At 67.2% G+C, this 18,061-nt stretch carries 16 protein-coding genes; 10 read left to right on the top strand and 6 right to left on the bottom strand.

Annotation, left to right across the window (positions count from 1 at the left end; all coding sequences use genetic code 11):
• Positions 1–398: integrase core domain-containing protein (locus IEY58_RS33810; protein WP_189052603.1), on the top strand; the 398-nt coding region annotated here is incomplete at its 5' end.
• On the opposite strand, the gene IEY58_RS33805 is transcribed toward IEY58_RS33810, so the two are convergent.
• From IEY58_RS33805 to IEY58_RS33795, 3 genes are all read right to left on the bottom strand, one after another.
• Complete coding sequence (locus IEY58_RS33805; RefSeq protein ID WP_189052602.1) at positions 395–1,654, bottom strand: threonine ammonia-lyase; 1,260 nt, start codon at positions 1,652–1,654, stop codon at positions 395–397. The genes IEY58_RS33810 and IEY58_RS33805 overlap by 4 nt on opposite strands.
• A 5-nt stretch (positions 1,655–1,659) precedes the next feature.
• A complete protein-coding gene (locus IEY58_RS33800; protein WP_189052601.1) occupies positions 1,660–3,984 on the bottom strand; it encodes a penicillin acylase family protein in 2,325 nt (774 codons plus the stop codon).
• A 74-nt stretch (positions 3,985–4,058) separates the two neighbouring features.
• Positions 4,059–5,210 carry a CaiB/BaiF CoA transferase family protein gene (locus tag IEY58_RS33795; protein WP_189052600.1) on the bottom strand — a complete coding sequence of 384 codons (1,152 nt, stop codon included), beginning with the start codon at positions 5,208–5,210 and terminating at the stop codon, positions 4,059–4,061.
• Between the two features lie 355 nt (positions 5,211–5,565).
• Between IEY58_RS33795 and IEY58_RS33790 the strand changes: the two genes are divergently transcribed.
• The 7 genes from IEY58_RS33790 (at position 5,566) to IEY58_RS33760 (ending at position 12,804) form a co-directional block, all read left to right on the top strand.
• Positions 5,566–7,638: a hypothetical protein gene (locus IEY58_RS33790; protein WP_189052599.1), complete on the top strand. Its 2,073-nt coding sequence runs from the start codon at positions 5,566–5,568 to the stop codon at positions 7,636–7,638.
• Positions 7,635–7,937 carry a hypothetical protein gene (locus IEY58_RS33785; protein ID WP_189052598.1) on the top strand — a complete coding sequence of 101 codons (303 nt, stop codon included), beginning with the start codon at positions 7,635–7,637 and terminating at the stop codon, positions 7,935–7,937. The genes IEY58_RS33790 and IEY58_RS33785 overlap by 4 nt, the downstream gene beginning before the upstream one ends.
• A gap of 81 nt (positions 7,938–8,018) precedes the next feature.
• A complete protein-coding gene (locus tag IEY58_RS33780) occupies positions 8,019–8,504 on the top strand; it encodes a YbaK/EbsC family protein (RefSeq protein ID WP_189052597.1) in 486 nt (161 codons plus the stop codon).
• A gap of 91 nt (positions 8,505–8,595) precedes the next feature.
• Positions 8,596–9,081: a VOC family protein gene (locus tag IEY58_RS33775; RefSeq protein ID WP_189052596.1), complete on the top strand. Its 486-nt coding sequence runs from the start codon at positions 8,596–8,598 to the stop codon at positions 9,079–9,081.
• Between the two features lie 132 nt (positions 9,082–9,213).
• A complete protein-coding gene (locus IEY58_RS33770; RefSeq protein ID WP_189052595.1) occupies positions 9,214–10,842 on the top strand; it encodes an EAL domain-containing protein in 1,629 nt (542 codons plus the stop codon).
• Positions 10,843–10,924: 82 nt separating this feature from the next.
• Positions 10,925–11,818, top strand: a complete 894-nt coding sequence (locus IEY58_RS33765; RefSeq protein ID WP_189052594.1) for an alpha/beta fold hydrolase — start codon at positions 10,925–10,927, stop codon at positions 11,816–11,818.
• On the top strand, positions 11,818–12,804 hold the full coding sequence (locus IEY58_RS33760) for a YheT family hydrolase (RefSeq protein WP_189052593.1): 987 nt from the start codon (positions 11,818–11,820) through the stop codon (positions 12,802–12,804). Before IEY58_RS33765 ends, IEY58_RS33760 begins: the two co-directional genes overlap by 1 nt.
• 24 nt (positions 12,805–12,828) lie before the next feature.
• On the opposite strand, the gene hemB is transcribed toward IEY58_RS33760, so the two are convergent.
• Positions 12,829–13,845, bottom strand: a complete 1,017-nt coding sequence (gene hemB / locus IEY58_RS33755; RefSeq protein ID WP_189052592.1) for a porphobilinogen synthase — start codon at positions 13,843–13,845, stop codon at positions 12,829–12,831.
• Between the two features lie 172 nt (positions 13,846–14,017).
• On the opposite strand from hemB, the gene IEY58_RS33750 reads away from it, so the two are divergent.
• Entirely contained in the window at positions 14,018–15,121 is a 1,104-nt protein-coding gene (locus IEY58_RS33750; RefSeq protein ID WP_189052591.1) for an enoyl-CoA hydratase/isomerase family protein, read from the top strand.
• A gap of 120 nt (positions 15,122–15,241) precedes the next feature.
• Entirely contained in the window at positions 15,242–15,727 is a 486-nt protein-coding gene (locus tag IEY58_RS33745; RefSeq protein WP_189052590.1) for a MarR family winged helix-turn-helix transcriptional regulator, read from the top strand.
• Between the two features lie 97 nt (positions 15,728–15,824).
• Here IEY58_RS33745 and IEY58_RS33740 read toward each other — a convergent pair whose 3' ends face one another.
• Positions 15,825–17,099, bottom strand: a complete 1,275-nt coding sequence (locus tag IEY58_RS33740) for an outer membrane beta-barrel protein (protein ID WP_189052589.1) — start codon at positions 17,097–17,099, stop codon at positions 15,825–15,827.
• Positions 17,100–17,246: 147 nt separating this feature from the next.
• A partial coding sequence (locus IEY58_RS33735; protein WP_229744170.1) for an ammonium transporter occupies positions 17,247–18,061 on the bottom strand: 815 nt, incomplete at its 5' end.

The following is an 18,061-nucleotide window of genomic DNA, read 5'->3' as shown; positions in this document are numbered from 1 at the left end:
ACACCGAAGTCCTGCCCGACGAGAAGAAAGCCTCCGCCTGCGCCTTCATGACCCGGGCGCTCGACTGGTTCGCCCGGAACGGCGTCCGCGTCGAACGGGTCATGAGCGATAACGGCAGCGCCTATCGCAGCCGCGACTTCCGCGACCTGCTCGCCCGAGCCGGGCTCCGGCATGTCCGCACCCGGCCCTATACGCCACGCACCAATGGCAAGGCCGAACGCTTCATCCAGACAAGCTTGCGCGAATGGGCCTATGCCGAACCCTACCAGTCGTCCCGCGAACGGACCGAGGCCATGCCAGGCTGGATCGACGCCTACAACCTCGCCCGACCACACTCAGCCCACAAAGGCATCCCGCCCTTCACCAGGCTGAACAACCTGCTTGGAAACGACAGCTAGAGCCCGCTCTCGAGCGCCGAGTTGGAGAGCAGGCGGGTCTTGAAGCCGCCTTCGTCCATCTTGGCCAGGATCTCGCGCACATGGGCGATGTCGCGCGTCTCGACCACGACGTCGAGGTCGGCGAGCTTGACCGGTACGTCGTGGAACAGGCGCTGGTGGAAGATCTCGACGATGTTGCCGCCGGCCTCGCCGATGATGCGCGCGACCTTGGCGAGCGTGCCGGGCGAATCCGAGATCTCGGCGCGCAGCCGCACGAGCCGGCCGCTCCGCACCATGCCGCGCATCAGGATCGAGGCGAGGATGCGCGCGTCGATGTTGCCGCCGCACAGCACGACGCCGATCTTCTGACCCTTGTAGGGCTCGGGGTCCGCCAGGAGGGCGGCGATGCCGGCCGCACCGGCGCCTTCGGCCACCAGCTTCTGCTGGGTCAGCAGCATCTCGATCGCGCGCTCGATCGTGTCTTCCTCGACGAGCACGATCTCGTCGACGCATTGCCTGACGATCGCCTCCGTGAGCTTGCCCGGCTCGCGCACGGCGATGCCCTCAGCCACGGTCTGGCCGGACGCCGGCACCGCGAGCCCGTGCAGCACGTGATGCATCGCCGGGAAGCTGGCACTCTGCACGCCGACGACGCGGATCGCGGGCTTCAAGGCCTTCGCCGCGAGCGCCACGCCGCCGATCATGCCGCCGCCGCCGATCGGCACGATCAGCACGTCGAGATCCGGATCGTCGGCCAGCATCTCGAGCGCGATCGTGCCTTGGCCCGCGATGATGCGCAGGTCGTCGTAGGGATGGACGAAGACGAGCTTGTCCGCCGCCGCGAGCTCGTAGGCCGCCTGGCGCGCCTCGGTCAGGCTCTCGCCGCGCAGCAGCACGCGCGCGCCATAGCCGGCGGTGCGCTCGATCTTGGTGAAGGGCGTGCCGAGCGGCATGACAATGGTCGCGGGGATGCCGAGCCGCTGGGCGTGATAGGCCACACCCTGGGCATGGTTGCCGGCCGACATGGCGATGACGCCGCGCCGGCGCTCGTCCGGGTTGAGGCTCGCGAGCTTGTAGAGCGCGCCGCGCTCCTTGAAGGCGCCGGTGCGCTGCAAGGTCTCGAGCTTCAAGACGACGTCGAGCCCGAGCGCGGCACTGAGCGCCAGCGCCGGCACGCTCGGCGTGCGCAGGACGGCAGTACGGATCGTCTCGGCGGCATCGCGGACATCCGCCAGGGTCGGCAAGCTCTTTGCGGGATCCACGCCAGCGGCAGTCATGATCGTCAGGGCACCAGGGTGAGAGTGTCGCCTGTGGGATCGTGCGGCAGGCGGAGCCAGTCGAACGAACGCCACCGGGGCAGAAGATCGGCATAATGCGGCGACAGGACATGCGCCGACTGGCCCAGTGCCGTCAAGAACACCGATTTGTCGAGGTCCGACAGGTCATAGATCGCGCGCATCGCCGGTCCGTGGATGTCGGTGAACGGCCCGTCCGGGTTGGAGAACTGGAACGCCCCGGCATCGACCGTGTCGACACTGCCGTCGGCCGGCACCGACCGGTCGAAGATTCGCTTCAGGACCGGCAGCCGGTGGAACATCGGATGGGCGAACAGCGCTTGATGCGCCGTGCCCCAGCGCCAGGCGCTCATGTCGGCGCCATAGGCGGCCGTAAGCTCGTCGAGCGCGTCGGCCAGCGCCGCCGTCAGCGCCGCGGGACAGCCGCCGGTGCCGCACCAATGCGGGTGCTGGCTCAGCACGCCCTCGGTCGCGAGCGGCCGCATCGCCCAATAGCTCGTGAACAGGTCGCCCAGTGCCGGCTGATAGAGGTGCTTGTTGAGCGCCTTCAGCCACGCCATGAAGATGAGCGGCTCCGGCCGGTCGGCCTGCATCCGCGCGTCCCAATGGGCGAGCAGGTCCATGGCCGCCCGCTGCCGGTCATCCGCCGGCTCCGCCTTCAGCATCAACGGCAGGAGATGCTTCGCCGTCAGCGACACGGTGTCAGCCTGGATCGCGGCCGAGGTCTCGATCGATTGGCGCGGCGTCTCGGCCAGGCCGGCCTCGATCCGTGCCGCGCGATAGGGCACTTCCCAGTCGTGGGTGATGAGATAGGGGTAGCTGTCGGGCACGATCTTGTTGTTGGCGGTCGCGATATGGCCGGACGGCGGATTGAACGCCTGGGGCAGTTCCTCGAACGGGACCCAGCCGTTCCAGTCATATTCGCCGGTCCAGCCGGGCACCGGCATCGTGCCGTCGCCCTTCTTGCGGATCGGGATCTCGCCGGGCGCGAAGAAGCCGATGTTCCCGTCGCGGTCGGCATAGACCATGTTCTGCATGGGCGCGGTGAAGAGCCTGAGCGCCTCGACCCAACTGGGCCAGCCGCGGGCGAAGCCGGAGCGCCATTGCGCCTCGCTCGACCGGTCGTCGTCGACGAGGAAGGTCGTCTGCAGTGCCAGCACGGTGCCTGCCTCCGCCTTCGGGTGGCCGGCGAGGTCGGAGATGACCGGTCCGTGGCGGGTCGAGCGGACGGTGAGCGTCTGCGGCGCCGCGCCCTTGATCTTGATCTCCTCGCGGATCGTGTCGAACGGTGCCGAGCCGTCGGGGGTGAGGTAGCGGGTCGGATCGGCCGGATCGAGCTTCTCGACGAACACGTCCTCCACGTCGGCATTGGTCGTCGTATAGCCCCAGGCAATGCGGTCGTTGTGGCCGAGGATCAGCGACGGGGAGCCCGCGATGAAGCTGCCGGTCTGGTCGACGCCCGGCGCCTCGAGCCGCGCCAGGTACCAGATGACCGGGGCGCCGTAGTCGAGATGCGGGTCGTTCGCCAGCAGCGGCTTGCCGGTGACGCTGTGGGCGCCGTCCACCACCCAGTTGTTCGACTCTCGCTCGGGCTCGATCGGGCCGGGCAAGGCGGCGAGCAGCCGGTCGAGCGGTTGGTCGCGAGTGAGCTCGGCCACTTTGCCGAGCGCTACCGGCCCTTCCTTCGGGTAATCGGGGAACAGCTCGTGGATCTCGTCGGCGCTGAGGCTCTTCGCCATCTGGGCACGCAGCAGCTCGAGCCGGTAGTTGCCGTTGAGCTGCAGGTCGAACAGCTTGGCGATGACGAGCGTGTCGGCTGGCGCCCAGGGCTCGGGCTTATAGCCGAGCACGGTGAATTCGATCGGCAGCGGCTTGCCGCTGGCGATGAAGGCGTTGACGCCCGCGGCATAGGTGTCGAGCACCTCCTTGTATTCGGGCGAGAGGTACTGGACGCCGCCCGCGGCATGGCGATAGAGGCCGATCGTGCGCATGTACTGGTCGGTGCTGAGGGCAGCCGGCCCGAAGAGCTCCGAGAGCCGTCCCTGCGTCAGGCGGCGCTGCAGGTCCATCTGCCACAGGCGGTCCTGGGCATGGACATAGCCCAGCGCCAGATAGAGATCGTGGCGGCTTTCGGCCTTGATCGTCGGCACGCCGGCCGCGTCGCGCACCACGGACACCGGATGCTCGAGCCCGGTGAGCTTCAGCGTGCCGGTTGTCTGCGGCAGCGATGCCCTGAGGAATGCCCAGCCGCCGCCGGCCGCGGCTAGGACGACGATAATCAGGAACAGCGAAAGCCGCTTCAGCCAGCGCATCCGACTTCACTCCGTGAGCCGAGGAAGAGATGGGGCCGAACGCTTCCGGCGGCCAGATCCGGTCGAATACCGACTTAAAGCCCGAGTTCCGCCAGGATGCGTGCCCGGTCGCCGTCGAGCTCGGGCGCCGGCGGCCGGGTCGCGGGATCGGCGAAGCCCTCGATCTTGAGCGGGTTGCCGGCGACCTTGATCGGCCCGATCACCGGGTCGTCGACCGTCACCAGCATGTTGCGGGCAGAGACCTGCGGGTGCTTGAGCGCACGGTCGATCGTGTTGATCGGCCCGCATGGGATGCCGGCCGTCTCCAGCACCTGGACCCAATGGTCCATCGGCTTGGTCCTGAGCACCGATTCGAGCGCCACCTTCAGCGCCTCGGCATTCTGGCTGCGCAGGTCGTTGGTCTTGAAGCGCGGGTCCGACGGCAGCGCTTCGAGGCCGAGCGCCATCGCCAGCTTGGCGAACAGTCCGTCGTTGCCGCCGGCGATGATCAGCAAGCCGTCGGCCGTGTGATAGGGCTCGAACGGCGTGATCGAGGGATGGCGCGCGCCCAGGGGGCCCGGCACCTTGCCGGTCGCGTTGTAGCGGACGATCGCGTTCTCCAAGAGCGACATCTGGCAGTCGAGCATGCCGACGTCGACCTTGCGGGCCTCGCCGGTCATCGCGCGGTGATAGAGTGCCGCATTGATCGCGACCGTGGTGTAGAGCCCGGCGCCGAGGTCGCCGACCGACACGCCGACGCGTGCCGGCGGCTGGCCCGGGTGGCCGTTGATCGACATGATGCCGCCCAGCCCCTGGACCACCATGTCGTAGGCCGGATGCTGGGCGTAGGGGCCGGTATGGCCGAAGCCGGAGGCGGCCGCGTATATCAGGCGCGGATAGAGCGCCTTCAAGCGCTCCCAGCCGAAGCCCAGCTTCTCCATGGTGCCCGGCCGGAAATTCTCGACCAGCACGTCGGTCTTGGTCAGGATCGCCTCGAAGATCGCCTTGTCCTGGGATTTCTTGAGGTCGAGCGCGATCGATTCCTTGCCGCGATTGACCGACGTGAAATAGGCCGACTTGCCGTTGACGAACGGGCCGTAGTGCCGGCTGTCGTCGCCCGTGCCGGGCGTCTCGATCTTGATGACGCGCGCGCCGAGTTCGGCCAGCAGCATGGTGCAATAGGGCCCGGCCAGGATGCGCGACAGATCGGCGACGACGACGCCGGAAAGTGGGCCCGAAACCGACATGACTGCTCCCTAAGGCTCGACACCGCCAAGGCGAGAGGCATAGCGCAGGGGCTGCGGGCGGGCAATGGGCGGAGGGAAGGGGGCGTTGGGTCCACGCCGGCCTGATGCCTTCATGAAAAGCCATCGCGCGTCTGTGCGGGAGCGGAAACTTATCGAGCCGGGCGCTGTTGGCTAATGCGCCGGCAATGGGGTTGAAGCTTCGTTGCTCCTTTCGCGCCTTGGTTCGCGCCGGTCGACCGATGCGGTGTTGTTTGATCGAGGGTGTGGCCTTGCTTTAGCGCTCGAACAGATTGCGCGGATTCGGGGGGATTCGATGCAGGTCCGGTCTTGTGGTCTTCGATTGGCAGCGCTGTCGATGCTGCTGCTTGCGGCGCCTACGGTGTCGGCTCTGGCCGCGGAAGAGACAGGCCTACCGGCCTACTCGCGCTATGTCGCGTCGGTCTCGCCCGCGACCTACGAGCCCGCCAAGGGCGATGTGTCGGTGCAATTCGTCAGCCCCGGCGGCCGGTCGGTCGCCGCTGTCGTGAAGGCGCCCGTCACATCATCCGAATATGACGTGCCGCCGATCGCGGCCGGCGAGACGGCCTATGATTATCTGAATAACGTGCTCTATGACCCGACGGGGGCGCCGCGATCTCAGACGATCATAAAATTCCCCAAGGGAACTTATGACTTCGACTTTGCACTCAACTCGAATTGCACGACGCCGAGCGATCACCAGCCGAAATACGTCCATTGGCAGCTGCCTTCGGGTGCGACGGACCTGGTGATCGACGGGCAGGGCTCGACGATCAATTTCTCCGACTTCTGCCTGGGGCTCAATCTGCCGAACGTCGCGCGCGTCGCGTTCCGGAACTTCACCTTCGCCTGGCCGAGGCTGCGCATCGCCACTGTCGGGACGGTCGTCGCGGTCGGCGGCAACGGCAACAACGGCTATACCTACGACGTCCGGATAGACCCGGCCCATGCCGTGGGCCTGCCGGGCATGGTCGTGGCGGCGACGTCGTGGGACCGCGCCCATGACCATTGGGACCTGGTGAACATCAACGACGATGTCTCCTACAGCGGCGACGGCGTCACGCCGGGATCGAGCCCGGCGCTGACCTGCGCCGAGCCGCCGGCGGTGCGGGCGAAGGTCGGCTGCACGGTCCGGAACATCCCGAGCTACGGCGTCCTGTTCAAGGTCGGCGAGGCAGTGCTGCTGCGCCACTATAATTTCGGCTCGGCGATCACCGTTGCCGGCGAGGACGTGACATTCGACAACGTCGCACTCGAGAACCTGATCGGCGCGGGGTTCATCTATGGCCAGGGGCGGGGGCTCCGCCTCACGCACGTGACGCTCGGCCGCATGGCCGGCCAGCCGATCTCCGCGACCGGCAACGGCTCGCTCATGACCGCCGGCGTCGGCGGCGACGTCATCATCGAGCAGAGTTCCTTCGCCTATCAGGGCGACGATGCCTTCGATCTCAATACGCCGATCGTGCGGTTCACGCCGACGCCCGTGAACAACACCACGCCCATGGCGACCTTCACCTTCGACCGGAGCCATCCGGACCAGCTGCAATGGCCGGCATTCGACGTGGCCGCGAGCGGCGATACAGTGGCGCTGTTCGACAAGGCCTTGCGCTTCATGGGTGTCGCCAAAATCACATCGGTCACGAGCCCAGGGACTGGCAACAACAGCCTTCTGACATTGGATCGGAACGTCGCGGCCGATCTCGGCGGTGCGGGGTTCATCGCGGCCGACCTCACGAGCACCGCGGGCGCGCGCTACGTCATCAGGGACAGTTCGTTCGAATTCAACCGGGCGCGGGCACTTTTGGTGCAGACGCCGTTCGGCCTCGTAAGCCACAATCGCTTCGTCGGGCAGACGCTGAAGGAGCTGTACATGCTCGCGAGCCAATATTGGGGCGAAGGGCCAGGCGCCCAGGAAGTGATCGTCAGTGACAATGTGTTCGACGGCACGGCGCATGGCGCCGGCTTCTATGCGCTCGATCTGCTTGGCGAGGCCGCGGATTTCCCGAACGATCAGGACGAGGTGATCGGGGCCGGCACCCCGGCGGCGCCCATCAATCAGAACATCCTGGTCTATCGCAACTTGTTCACGGCCAATCGCAATACGGCGCTCGTCAACCTGTCGTCCGCGAAGAATGTCTCCTTCGACGACAATGCCTTCCGTTTCCTCGGCCGCGACGGCGTGCCGGTGACCGGCGGGCACCCTGATGGGCCGGGGGTGGTCTCGGTGCACGACGCCTCGAATATCTTCTTCACCAACACGAACCGATATTCGTCGCTGCTGTTTGCGAGCTCTTGCGCCAACTCTGCACTGCTCGATCTCGCCAACCCGCCGCCCGCCGTCTCGATCCTGATTCCGATCGCCTGCGGGGTCCGGTCGACCGTGTCGAACCTGGTCTACCGGGCGCCATGACCGACCCTTTCAAGATCGCCCCCGAGCTGTTGGCGAAGGCGCTCGTCCTCGTCGAGCTGGACGGCATCCTGTGGGATGGGGCGACGGAGCTCAGGGTCTATCTCAAGCACTATCCGGACGAGCTCAGCCGTGCCCTTGCCTGGGCCGGTTATCGCGGCCCGCCGCTCGAGGCGGGCGGGCATGATTTCGGCGGCGCCTACGGCCAAGCCCACTGGATGTTCAATCCCCGGCGCTTCAACGCCGCGAGCGCCCGGGCGTGGGTTGCGCGCCAGGTAAGCGCTGCGCCGCCAAACCCGTAATGCTCGCATGGGCGGCGGCTTGTCGTGAGGGTGGGCGCCGTGCGACAAGCCGATGTACACCCGTCCGGGAACCCAAGCAGCATGACGGAAATCTTCGAGCGTCTGGTCGAGTTGTTCACGCAGGAGAAAGCGCGCTTTCGCGTCGTAGCGCACGATGCCGCGGGCCGGTCGGAGCATGTGGCCGAAGTGCGCGGCACCGAGATCGGCCAGGGGGCGAAGGCGCTCGTCTGCGAGCTGTCGGCGGCGGCGGGCGAGGCGGCGCGCCATGTGCTGGCGATCATCCCGGGCGATCGGCGGCTCGACGGCAAGAAGCTCGCGCAATTCTGCGGCCGGCGGAAGATGCGCTTCGCCCCGGCCGAAGTGGCGCAGGAATTGACCGGCTGTGTCATCGGTTCCATCCCGCCCGTGTCGTTCGGCGGGCTCGAGGTCATCTGTGACCGGGAGCTGGCCGGCCGCTATGCGGAAATCGCGTTCAACGCCGGCCGGCTCGACCGGTCGATCGTCGTGATGGTCGAGGACTACCTGCGCATCGTGCAGCCGCGCCTGGCGGACATCCAACAGGTCTAGCGTCGCAACGCGGGAGAATTTGGTTCGCCGCTGTCGGCGTCGATCTCGCTCGTTCGTCCTTCGGTCGTCATCATCCGAACGGAGCGTTCCCATGGCCAAGATCTCACCCTGCCTCTGGTTCAACGGCGATGCCGAGGCGGCTGTCGAATTCTATGTGTCGGTGGTGCCGGACTCGCGCATCCTGCACGTCCAGCGCAACGTCATGGACAGCCCCGGCGGCAAGGCCGGCACGGTGCTGGTGATCGAATTCGTGCTCGCCGGGCAGAAGTTCGTCGCGATCAACGGCGGCATGAAGGTCGAATACACCCATGCGCTGTCGCTCGCGATCGACTGCGAGACCCAGGCCGAGGTCGACCGGCTGTGGGCGGGGCTCACGGCCGACGGCGGCAAGCCCGTGCAGTGCGGCTGGCTCACCGATCGCTACGGCATTTCCTGGCAGGTCGTGCCGACGGCGCTGCCGCGGCTGCTTGGCGATCCGGATCCGGTGAAGGCAGGGCGCGTCATGCAGGCGATGCTCGGCATGGTGAAACTCGATGTCGCCCGGCTCGAGGCTGCCTGGCGGGGTGACGCGGCTTAATTTTCGGTTGTAGATCAGGGGGCTTCCGCGCGCCTTGCGCAATATATCGCGCGATAGGCGAGCGGCGGCGCCCTGTGCTATTACTGATTAATCTTGCCGCACGTCGGCGTTGTGCGAAGGACTTTGTGTCTAATGGCGGAAATCCGCGCGGACCGCGACCGTTTCGTTGCCTTCGCCTTTGCTGCGGCGGACTTGCTTATCGAACTCGACGCGAACCGCCGGATCGTGTTCGCGACGGGAGCGGCGCAGACCCTGATCGGCGTTGCTGCCTCCGCGCTCGTCGGCCGCCCGTTCGTCGGGCTGTTCCCGCCGGCCGACCAGAGCTTCGCTGCACGGGTGCTCGACGGTCTCGCCCAGACGGAACGGATCGAGCCGATCGTGATCCCGCTTGCCCGGCCGGACGGTGGTGCTACGCGCGTCTCGCTCGGCGGCTGCCGGTTCGGCGGTGCCACGTCGCACTATTACCTGTCGCTCTCCCATCTCGTCGCACCGTTCTCGGCCGAGATCGAGGAGGGGCGGGACCCGCAGACCCGGCTGCTCGACGCCGAGGCGCTGCCGGACGTGCTGAAGCGCGTGTCGCAGGCGACCGGCGATGCGTCGGTATCGCTCACCATGCTGCATCTCGAAGGGCTCTCGGCCCTGCAGCAGCGCTTGAGCGAAGAACGGCGCAACGAACTGATGGGCGAGATCGGCGCCGTGCTGCGTCTCTCGTCCTCGGGCGGTGACGCCGCGACCCAGATCTCGGACTCCGAATTCGCGCTCGTGCAGCGGCCGGGCCTCGATTCCGGCGCGATCGAGGCCGAGCTCGCCTCGATCACCGCAGCCGCCTCGCCCAATCGCCGGCCGCTCTCCGTGCGCTCGGCCCAGGTCGTGGTCGAGGCCGCCGATCTCGCCGACAAGAACGCGGCGCAGGCGCTCGCCTATTGCGTCAAGAAATTCTCGGAGTCCGACGGGCGCGACTTCTCGCTGGCCTCGCTCGAGGATGCGCTCGCCGGCATGGTCGACGAAACGCTCGACCGGGTGGCACAGATGCGTACGACCGTCTCGAGCGGCGATTTCTCGCTGGTGTTCCAGCCGATCGTCGATCTCGAGTCCGGCGAGGTGCATCATTTCGAGGTGCTGTCGCGCTTCGCGCCGGGCGAGAGCCCGTATGAGTTCATCGTCTTCAGCGAAGAGGTCGGCATGGCGGCCGAGCTTGACCTCGCCGTGTGCGAAAAGGTCGTGCGCCTGATGGCGAGCACGCCGATGGCGGCACCGGTCGCGATCAATCTGTCGGGCAAGTCGATGGCGAACCAGGCGTTCATGACGCGCCTCATCCGGCTCCTGGCCGACGCCCAGATCAATCGCAGCAAGCTCCTGTTCGAGATCACGGAATCGGGCGCGATCGACGATTTCGACCAGGCCGACGCGTTCCTGCAGCATCTGCGCGGCCTCGGCCACCGCATCTGCCTCGACGATTTCGGCGCCGGCTTCGGCGCCTATACCTACCTCAGGCGCTTCGCCATCGATTTCGTGAAGCTCGACGGTTTGTTCCTCAAGGACGGCATGAACAACATGCGGGACCAGTCGCTGCTGCGTTCGATCGCGGCGGTCTGCGCCGAACTCGGCGCCCAGACGATCGGCGAGATGATCGAGACGCGCGAGGAGGCCTATGCGGCCGCAGGCCTGGGCGTCGATTTCGGCCAGGGCTATTTCTTCGGCCGGCCGCTGACCAGCCCGACCCTGCCACCGCTGCCGCCGCCGGGATCCGCGGCGTTTTAGCGGCGGTGAAGACGGGCGTCTCGCGCGCCGGCCGTCATGCCCTATATGATCCGAGCCGATCCCAGCCTCGCGAGCCCGCCCCATGCCGATAACCGACGCCGCCCTGCCGCCCTCGATGCAGCCCCAACGCCTCTCGTGCCTCGGCCCGCACGGCTTTCATCGGATCGCCTACAGCTATTGGCCAGGCCCCTCTGAGGCAAACCCGGCTGCAGGGGTCGGCCGGCCGACGCTGTGCGTCCATGGCCTCACGCGGAACGGCCGCGACTTCGACGCGCTGGGCGAGCGCCTCAGCCGGCGCGGGCCGGTCGCCGCCCCCGACATGCCTGGCCGTGGGCGCAGCGCCTGGCTCGCCGATGCCGCCGACTACAGCTACCCCGTCTATCTCGGCACGGTCGCGAGCCTGATCGCGCGCCTGGGTGCCGAGGAGATCGATTATGTCGGCACCTCGATGGGCGGCATCATCGGCATGATGCTGGCGTGCCAGCCGGGCTCGCCCATCCGCCGGCTGGTGCTGAACGACGTCGGTCCGTTCATCCCGGTGGCGGCGTTGGAGCGTATCGCCGGCTATGTCGGGCTCGATCCGGAATTCGCCGATCTCGACCAGCTCGAACGCCATCTGCGCGCGGTGCATTCCGCGTTCGGCCCGCTCTCCAACGCGGAATGGCGCCACATGGCCGAGACCAGCCATCGGGTCCGCGCCGACGGCAGCCTCGGCCTCGGATACGACCCGGCGATCGCCCAGGCCTTTACGGCCGCCCCCTTGACCGACGTCGATCTCTGGCCGTTCTATGATCGAATCCAATGCCCGACCCTGGTGATCCGCGGCGCGCAGTCGGACCTGCTGACGGCGGAGACCGCTGAGGAGATGACCCGTCGCGGTCCCAAGGCCGAGCTCTATGAGGTGGCCGACGCGGGCCATGCGCCGGCGCTGATGGACGAGGCCCAGATTGCCCGGATCGAGAGTTTCTTTACCTGATGCTATTGCCCCATTCCGAATTCGAACCGTTCCGTCCGCGCTTTCCTTGGTACGGTCCCGATCTGCAGACGCTGCGCAACACGATCTTCCGCACGCCGGTCGACGTGGCCGGCGGCGAACGGCTGGTGCTGCCGCTCGGCGACGGCACCGGCGATGCCCTTGCGGCCCGGCTCGACCGCCCGTCGGACAGCCGGCCCAAGGGCCGGCCGCTCGCCGTCGTCGTCCACGGCCTCGGTGGCGACGAGCGCAGCACCTATATGATCCGTACGACGCGGTATCTCTTGAGCCTCGGATATCCGGTCGTGCGCCTCAATCTGCGCGGCGCCGGGCCGTCGCGGGCGCTTTCCGGCGGGCACTACCACGCCGGCCGCAGCGACGATCTGGCGGCAGCGCTCCGCGCACTGCCGCCCGGCCTCGCCGACCGGGGCATCGTGCTCATCGGCTATTCGCTGGGCGGCAATATCGTGCTGAAGTTCATGGGCGAGGGCGCCCACGGCCACGACGTCCGGGTCGCGGCCTCGGTCTCGGCACCGATCGATCTGGCCGCGACGTCGCGCCGGATCCTCGAGCCGCGCAACCGGCTCTACCACTTGAAGATCCTGAAGACCATGAAGGCGGAGACGCTGGCGCCGGGCGCCCAGCTCTCCCCGGACGAGCGCCGGGCGGTCGAACAGGCACGCACGGTCTACGAGTTCGACGACACGTTCGTGGCGCCGCGCAACGGCTACGCCAGCGCCGACGACTATTACGCGCAGAACGCGGCGCTGGGCTTCCTTGACCGGATCGACCGGCCGACGCTCGTCGTCCATGCGCTCAACGATCCCTGGATCCCGACCGAGAGCTACCGCACCGTCGACTGGAGCGCCTATGCCCATGTTTCGGCGCTGCTGCCGCGCGGCGGCGGCCATGTGGGATTCCACGCCCGCGGCAGCATCACGCCTTGGCACGACCGCGCGATCGCCCGCTTCTTCGCGGGCGTGGTGTAGAAACCTACGCGAGGCGAGGAGGCCTTACCCCGCCTTGAGCCGCTTCGCCGCCTCGATCGCGAAATAGGTCAAGACGCCGTCGGCGCCGGCGCGCTTGAAGCCCATGAGCGATTCGAGCACGACCCGCTCGTCGAGCCAGCCGTTGTCCATGGCGCCGCGCAGCATCGCGTATTCGCCGCTCACCTGATAGGCGTAGGTCGGGACGTGGAACCGGTCCTTCACCCGCCGGATGATGTCGAGATAGGGCAGGCCGGGCTTGACCATGATCATGTCGGCGCCCTCCTCGAGGTCGAAGGCGACCTCGCGCAGCGCTTCCTCGCTATTCGCCGGATCCATCTGGTAGCCGCGCTTGTCGAGCGGCCGGTTCGACGTGCGCTTGGAGCCGATCGCCTCGCGGAACGGCCCGTAGAAGGCGGAGGCGTATTTGGCGGCGTAGGACATGATGCGGACATGCTCGAACCCGGCGGCGTCGAGCGCGTCGCGAATGGCGCCGATACGCCCGTCCATCATGTCGGAGGGGGCGATCACGTCGCAGCCGGCGCGCGCCTGGGCCAGCGTCTGGCGGACCAGTGCCTCGACCGTCACGTCGTTGGCGACATGGCCCTCGACCAGGATGCCGTCGTGGCCATGGGTGGTATAGGGGTCGAGCGCCACGTCGCACAGCACGCCCAGGTCCGGCAAATGGCGCTTCAATGCGCGCACGGACTCGCAGATCAAATTGCCCTCGTTCCAGGCTTCGCGCCCGTCCTCGGTCTTGAGCGCGGGCTCGGTCGCCGGAAAGAGCGCGATGCAGGGAATCCCTAGCGCCTGGGCCTCGCCTGCGGCGTCGATCAGCTGAGCGATGGTCAGGCGCTCGACGCCGGGCATGGCCGCGATCGGCTGGCGCTGGCCGTCGCCCGGCTGCACGAACACCGGCCAGATCAGGTCGCCCGCGGTCAGCACATTTTCCGCGACCAGGCGGCGGGACCAGTCGTCGCGCCGGTTGCGGCGCAGGCGGGTGCGGGGATAGGCCCCGAGAAACGAAGACGACAAAGGCAACATCCACGAGACGAGAACGCGATTGAGGTGCCACGGTAGAGCCTGGACGGCACGATGACAATCGTCGGACAGATGGGAGAGCCGCGCCGGATTGAAGCATCCGCGGCCACGGCCTATGCTCGCGCCCGACCTCGTTCCTGACGCCCTTTTCTGACGTATGGAGCCTAGCCTGCAAATGGCCGATCATCCCGCCGCCCCGCCGCTCGAGTTCCCGCCCGACGAGGTGCTGGTCGAGACGCGCGGCCGCCTTGGCATCGTGACGCTCAATCGGCCGAAGGCCCTCAACGCGCTCAGCCTCGGCATGATCCGGGCGCTCGACCAGGCGCTCGCGGCCTTTGCCGCGGAGGCGGCCGTCGACGCCGTGCTGATTCGCGGCGCCGGTGAGAAGGCGTTCTGTGCCGGCGGCGATGTGCGGGCACTGGTGACGGCGCCGGCGGACGTCGACAAGGATGCGCTCGCCCGTGCGTTCTTCGCCGAGGAATATCGGCTGAATCTCCATGTCCACCGGTACCTGAAGCCGTTCGTCGCGCTCATCGACGGCGTCACGATGGGCGGCGGTTGCGGCCTGTCGCTCCATAGCGGCTTCGTGGTCGCGACCGAGCGCACCATGGTCGCCATGCCGGAAACCGTGCTGGGCCTGTTCCCCGACGTGGGCGCCACCTGGTTCCTCAACCAGTGCCCGGGCGAGATGGGGGTCTATCTGGGCCTCACCGGCCGTCGCCTGAAGGCCGCGGATCTGAAGGCGGTCGGGCTCGCGAGCCATTTCACCCCATCCCCCGGTCTCGACGCGCTGGTGGATGCCCTCGCCGCCGAGTCGAGCCTCGATCATGCCGTGGTGTCGCGCATCCTCAAAGCGCATGACCAGGACGCCGGCGCGAGCCCACTCCTCGACGACCAGGCGGCGATCGACCGGATCTTCGCCAGCGACAGCGTGGAGGCGATCGTGACGGCGCTCGAGACGGAAACGGCCCCCTGGGCGGCGGAGGCGCTGCACACGATTCGCCGGGCTTCGCCGACCAGCCTCAGGATCACGCTCCGGCAATTGCGCGAAGGGCGTGTGTTCGGATCCGACGTCGCTGCCATGCTGCGTATCGAATATCGGCTTGCCGTCCGCTCGGTCGCAGGGCACGATTTCGCGGAAGGGGTGCGCGCCATCCTGATTGACAAGGACAACAAGCCGGCCTGGCGGCCGGCGCAGCTGGACAAAGTCCAGGATGCGTGGATCGACCAGTTCTTCGTGCCGTTCGAGAATCCGGCCGACGAACTCGACGTTTCGTGACGGATGCCGGGCGGGATTTGCCTTTCAGGGCAAGATGCTAGAGCTTTTGCTCAAGTTAAGCGAAATTTAACCCGAGATCCGTTTGATAAGGTTAACGCATTCTTCGAACCGCAGGCGGGCATGAAAGAGTCCTATTTGAACCTGATCGCGCTGGTCGAGCGCTTGCACCGTCAGTTCCTGGAACTGGTGCGGACCGAACTCGATAGCCTCGGGGTGCAGGATATCAACAACGTGCAGGCGTTGATCCTGTTCAACATCGGCGAGGCCGAGCTGACGGTCGGCGAGCTGACCCTGCGCGGGTGCTACCTCGGTTCGAACGTGTCCTATAACGTCAAGAAGATGGTCGAGAACGGCTATCTCGTCCAGGAGCGCTCGCCGCACGACCGGCGGTCGATCCGGGTGCGCGTGACGCCGAAGGGCCTGGAACTGTGCGCCAAGCTCGACGCCATGCACGACCGCCATATCGCGAGCCTCAACGGCACGCCGGTCGACGCGCCGACGCTCGAGACCACGAACGCGGCTCTGAAGCGGGTCGACCGGTTCTGGACCCAGATCGTCGACCGCGGCGTCCGCGTGATGCCGCGCATGTCGACGACGGCCGCCTGAGAGGCCGTCTGCCTAAGGGATCGTTCGTCCGACGACGCTGCCCGAGACATAAAAGTTCGAGAAACGGGGCCGGCTCGACCGGCCCCGTTTTCATTTCTTAGAACGGCATCACGATGTCGAACGCCAAGGTCACCTGTCCCTTGGCGGTCTGGTTGTCGTAGGGCGTGCCGCCGGCGAGCGCCCGGTCGTAGCGCAGCTCCGGCCGGATCATCGTGCCGCTGATGGCGTCGGGCACCGGCGGCTTGTAGGTGAGGCCCAGCGTGACTTCACTGTAGGTCGCTTTGCCGGCGCTGATCACGGTCGCCGGAAAGCCCCTTTCGGAGTTCACGAAGTCGAGCGGGTGCGGAAAGGCGCCGACGAAGAAGCCGTTGGCGTCGCGCCAGACCTCGGCGCGGCCGGCGACCGACAGGTTGTCGTTCACGGTATGGATGAAATAGGCCGCGGCACCATAGCCTTGGGCGTGGAAGCCATCCTCCTTGATATAATTGATCTCGGCCACATAGGTATTGTTGTCGTCCTGCTTGTAGGTGAAGACGATATCGTTGATCCAGCGCATCTGGTGGTCCGCGTCGGGGATCGAGTTGCTTGGGTCCTCCGAGCCGATATGGGTGAGCGCGAGCACCGTCAGTTTGCCGTCGAGCAGGTTGTTGAGGCCGAAGCCGCCCAGGAAGGCTGGCACGCCGTTGTTGTCGCCGTGGAACAGCGACGTGTTCACGCCCGTGTCGCCGCCGGCATAGATGTCGAGCGTGTCGTTGACGTGGAAGGTCGCATAGCCGCCGGTGTGCTTCAGCGGGATGCCGAAGTTGAAGATGTAGGAGTGCGAGTAGAACGGGTTCGCCGTCGCATCGATCACCTCATAGCCGATGGGCGTCGAATATTGCCCGAGCTTGATGTCGACGCCGCCGTCGGTCAGTGCCGCGAAATGCGCGAGGAAATTCGCCTCGACGATGTCGAACTGGTGGCGATCGTGGAAGGTGCGGTCGAGTTCGCCCAGGAAATGGGTGTAGCGGGCGTCGGTGCCGAACATGCCCTGCAGCTTGAAGCCGTAATCGTCGCCCTCGGCCTTGGGATCGAGCGGCCGCTCGAAGGTGAGGAGCGCCTGGTTGAACAGCGGCTCGTTCGCCTTGTCGGTGAACAGTTGGCCGAAATTGAGCCCGTTGCCGGGACCCGCCGGATTGATCGTGAAGCCGGCCTCGATCGAGCCGTGCAGCTTGAGCGTGTCGGACCAGGCCGCCGGTGCCGCCGGGGCGTCGGTCGTGGGTGCGTCGGCCGCGGGCGCGGCGGCCGGTGCCGCCGTCTGGGCGTGGGCTTCGACAGCTGCCGTACTGCCGAGAGCGGCCAGGGCCGCCAGCGAGAATTTCCGCAACGTCATCGTATTCGTCCCCCGGATGGGGCGCACGGGGACCGGCCGTCGAACGTCAGGCGTTCGCGGCCCCGGATCCGGGCGCGTCCCTTGAATTGACAGTAGGTCTTGGAGGCGGCGCGCTCTTGGTGGCGCGCCGCCGGGGCGTTCAAGGTGCTAGAGAACCGCCTCGCCGTGAAGCGCGAGGTCGAGGCCGTCGCGCTCGACTTCCTCCTCGACGCGCAGGCCCATCACCGCGTCGAGAACCTTGAAGATGATGAAGCTCGCGACCGCGCAATAGACGACGGTGCAGCCGATGCCTTCGAGCTGGACCAGGATCTGGCCCGGGTTGCCGTCGATGAGCCCGCTCTTGCCATCGCCGCCGATCGCGGCCTTGGCGAAGACGCCGGTCAGGACCGCGCCGATCATGCCGCCGATGCCATGCACGCCGAACGCGTCCAGGCTGTCGTCGTAGCCCAGCAGGGCCTTGAGGCTGGTGGCGGCGAAATAGCAGCCGGCGCCGGCGGCAAGGCCGATGATGAGCGCGCCGGTCGGGTCGACGAAGCCTGAGGCCGGCGTGATCGCGACCAGGCCCGCGACCGCACCCGAGATGATGCCCAGGACCGACGGCTTGCTCTTGACCCCCCACTCGACGAACATCCAGGCCAAGGCGGCCGCCGCGGTCGCGATCTGCGTCACCGCCATCGCCATGCCGGCGTTCGTGTTGGCGCCCGAGGCCGAGCCGGCATTGAAGCCGAACCAGCCGACCCAGAGCAGGCCGGCGCCGATCACCGACAGCACCAGGTTGTGCGGCGCGAAATGCTCGCTGCCGAACCCCTTGCGCTTGCCCATGATCAGGCAGGCAACGAGGCCGGCGACGCCGGCATTGATGTGGACGACCGTGCCGCCGGCGAAGTCGAGGATGCCGGCGTCGTTCAGGAACCCGCCCGGGCCCCAGACCCAGTGCGCGATCGGCGCATAGACGAGCAGGC

The organism is Aliidongia dinghuensis (genome assembly GCF_014643535.1).
GTDB classification, from domain to species: Bacteria; Pseudomonadota; Alphaproteobacteria; order ATCC43930; family CGMCC-115725; genus Aliidongia; species Aliidongia dinghuensis.
Note: the sequence above shows the minus strand (reverse complement) of the source record. Positions and strands in the feature narration are given on the sequence as shown.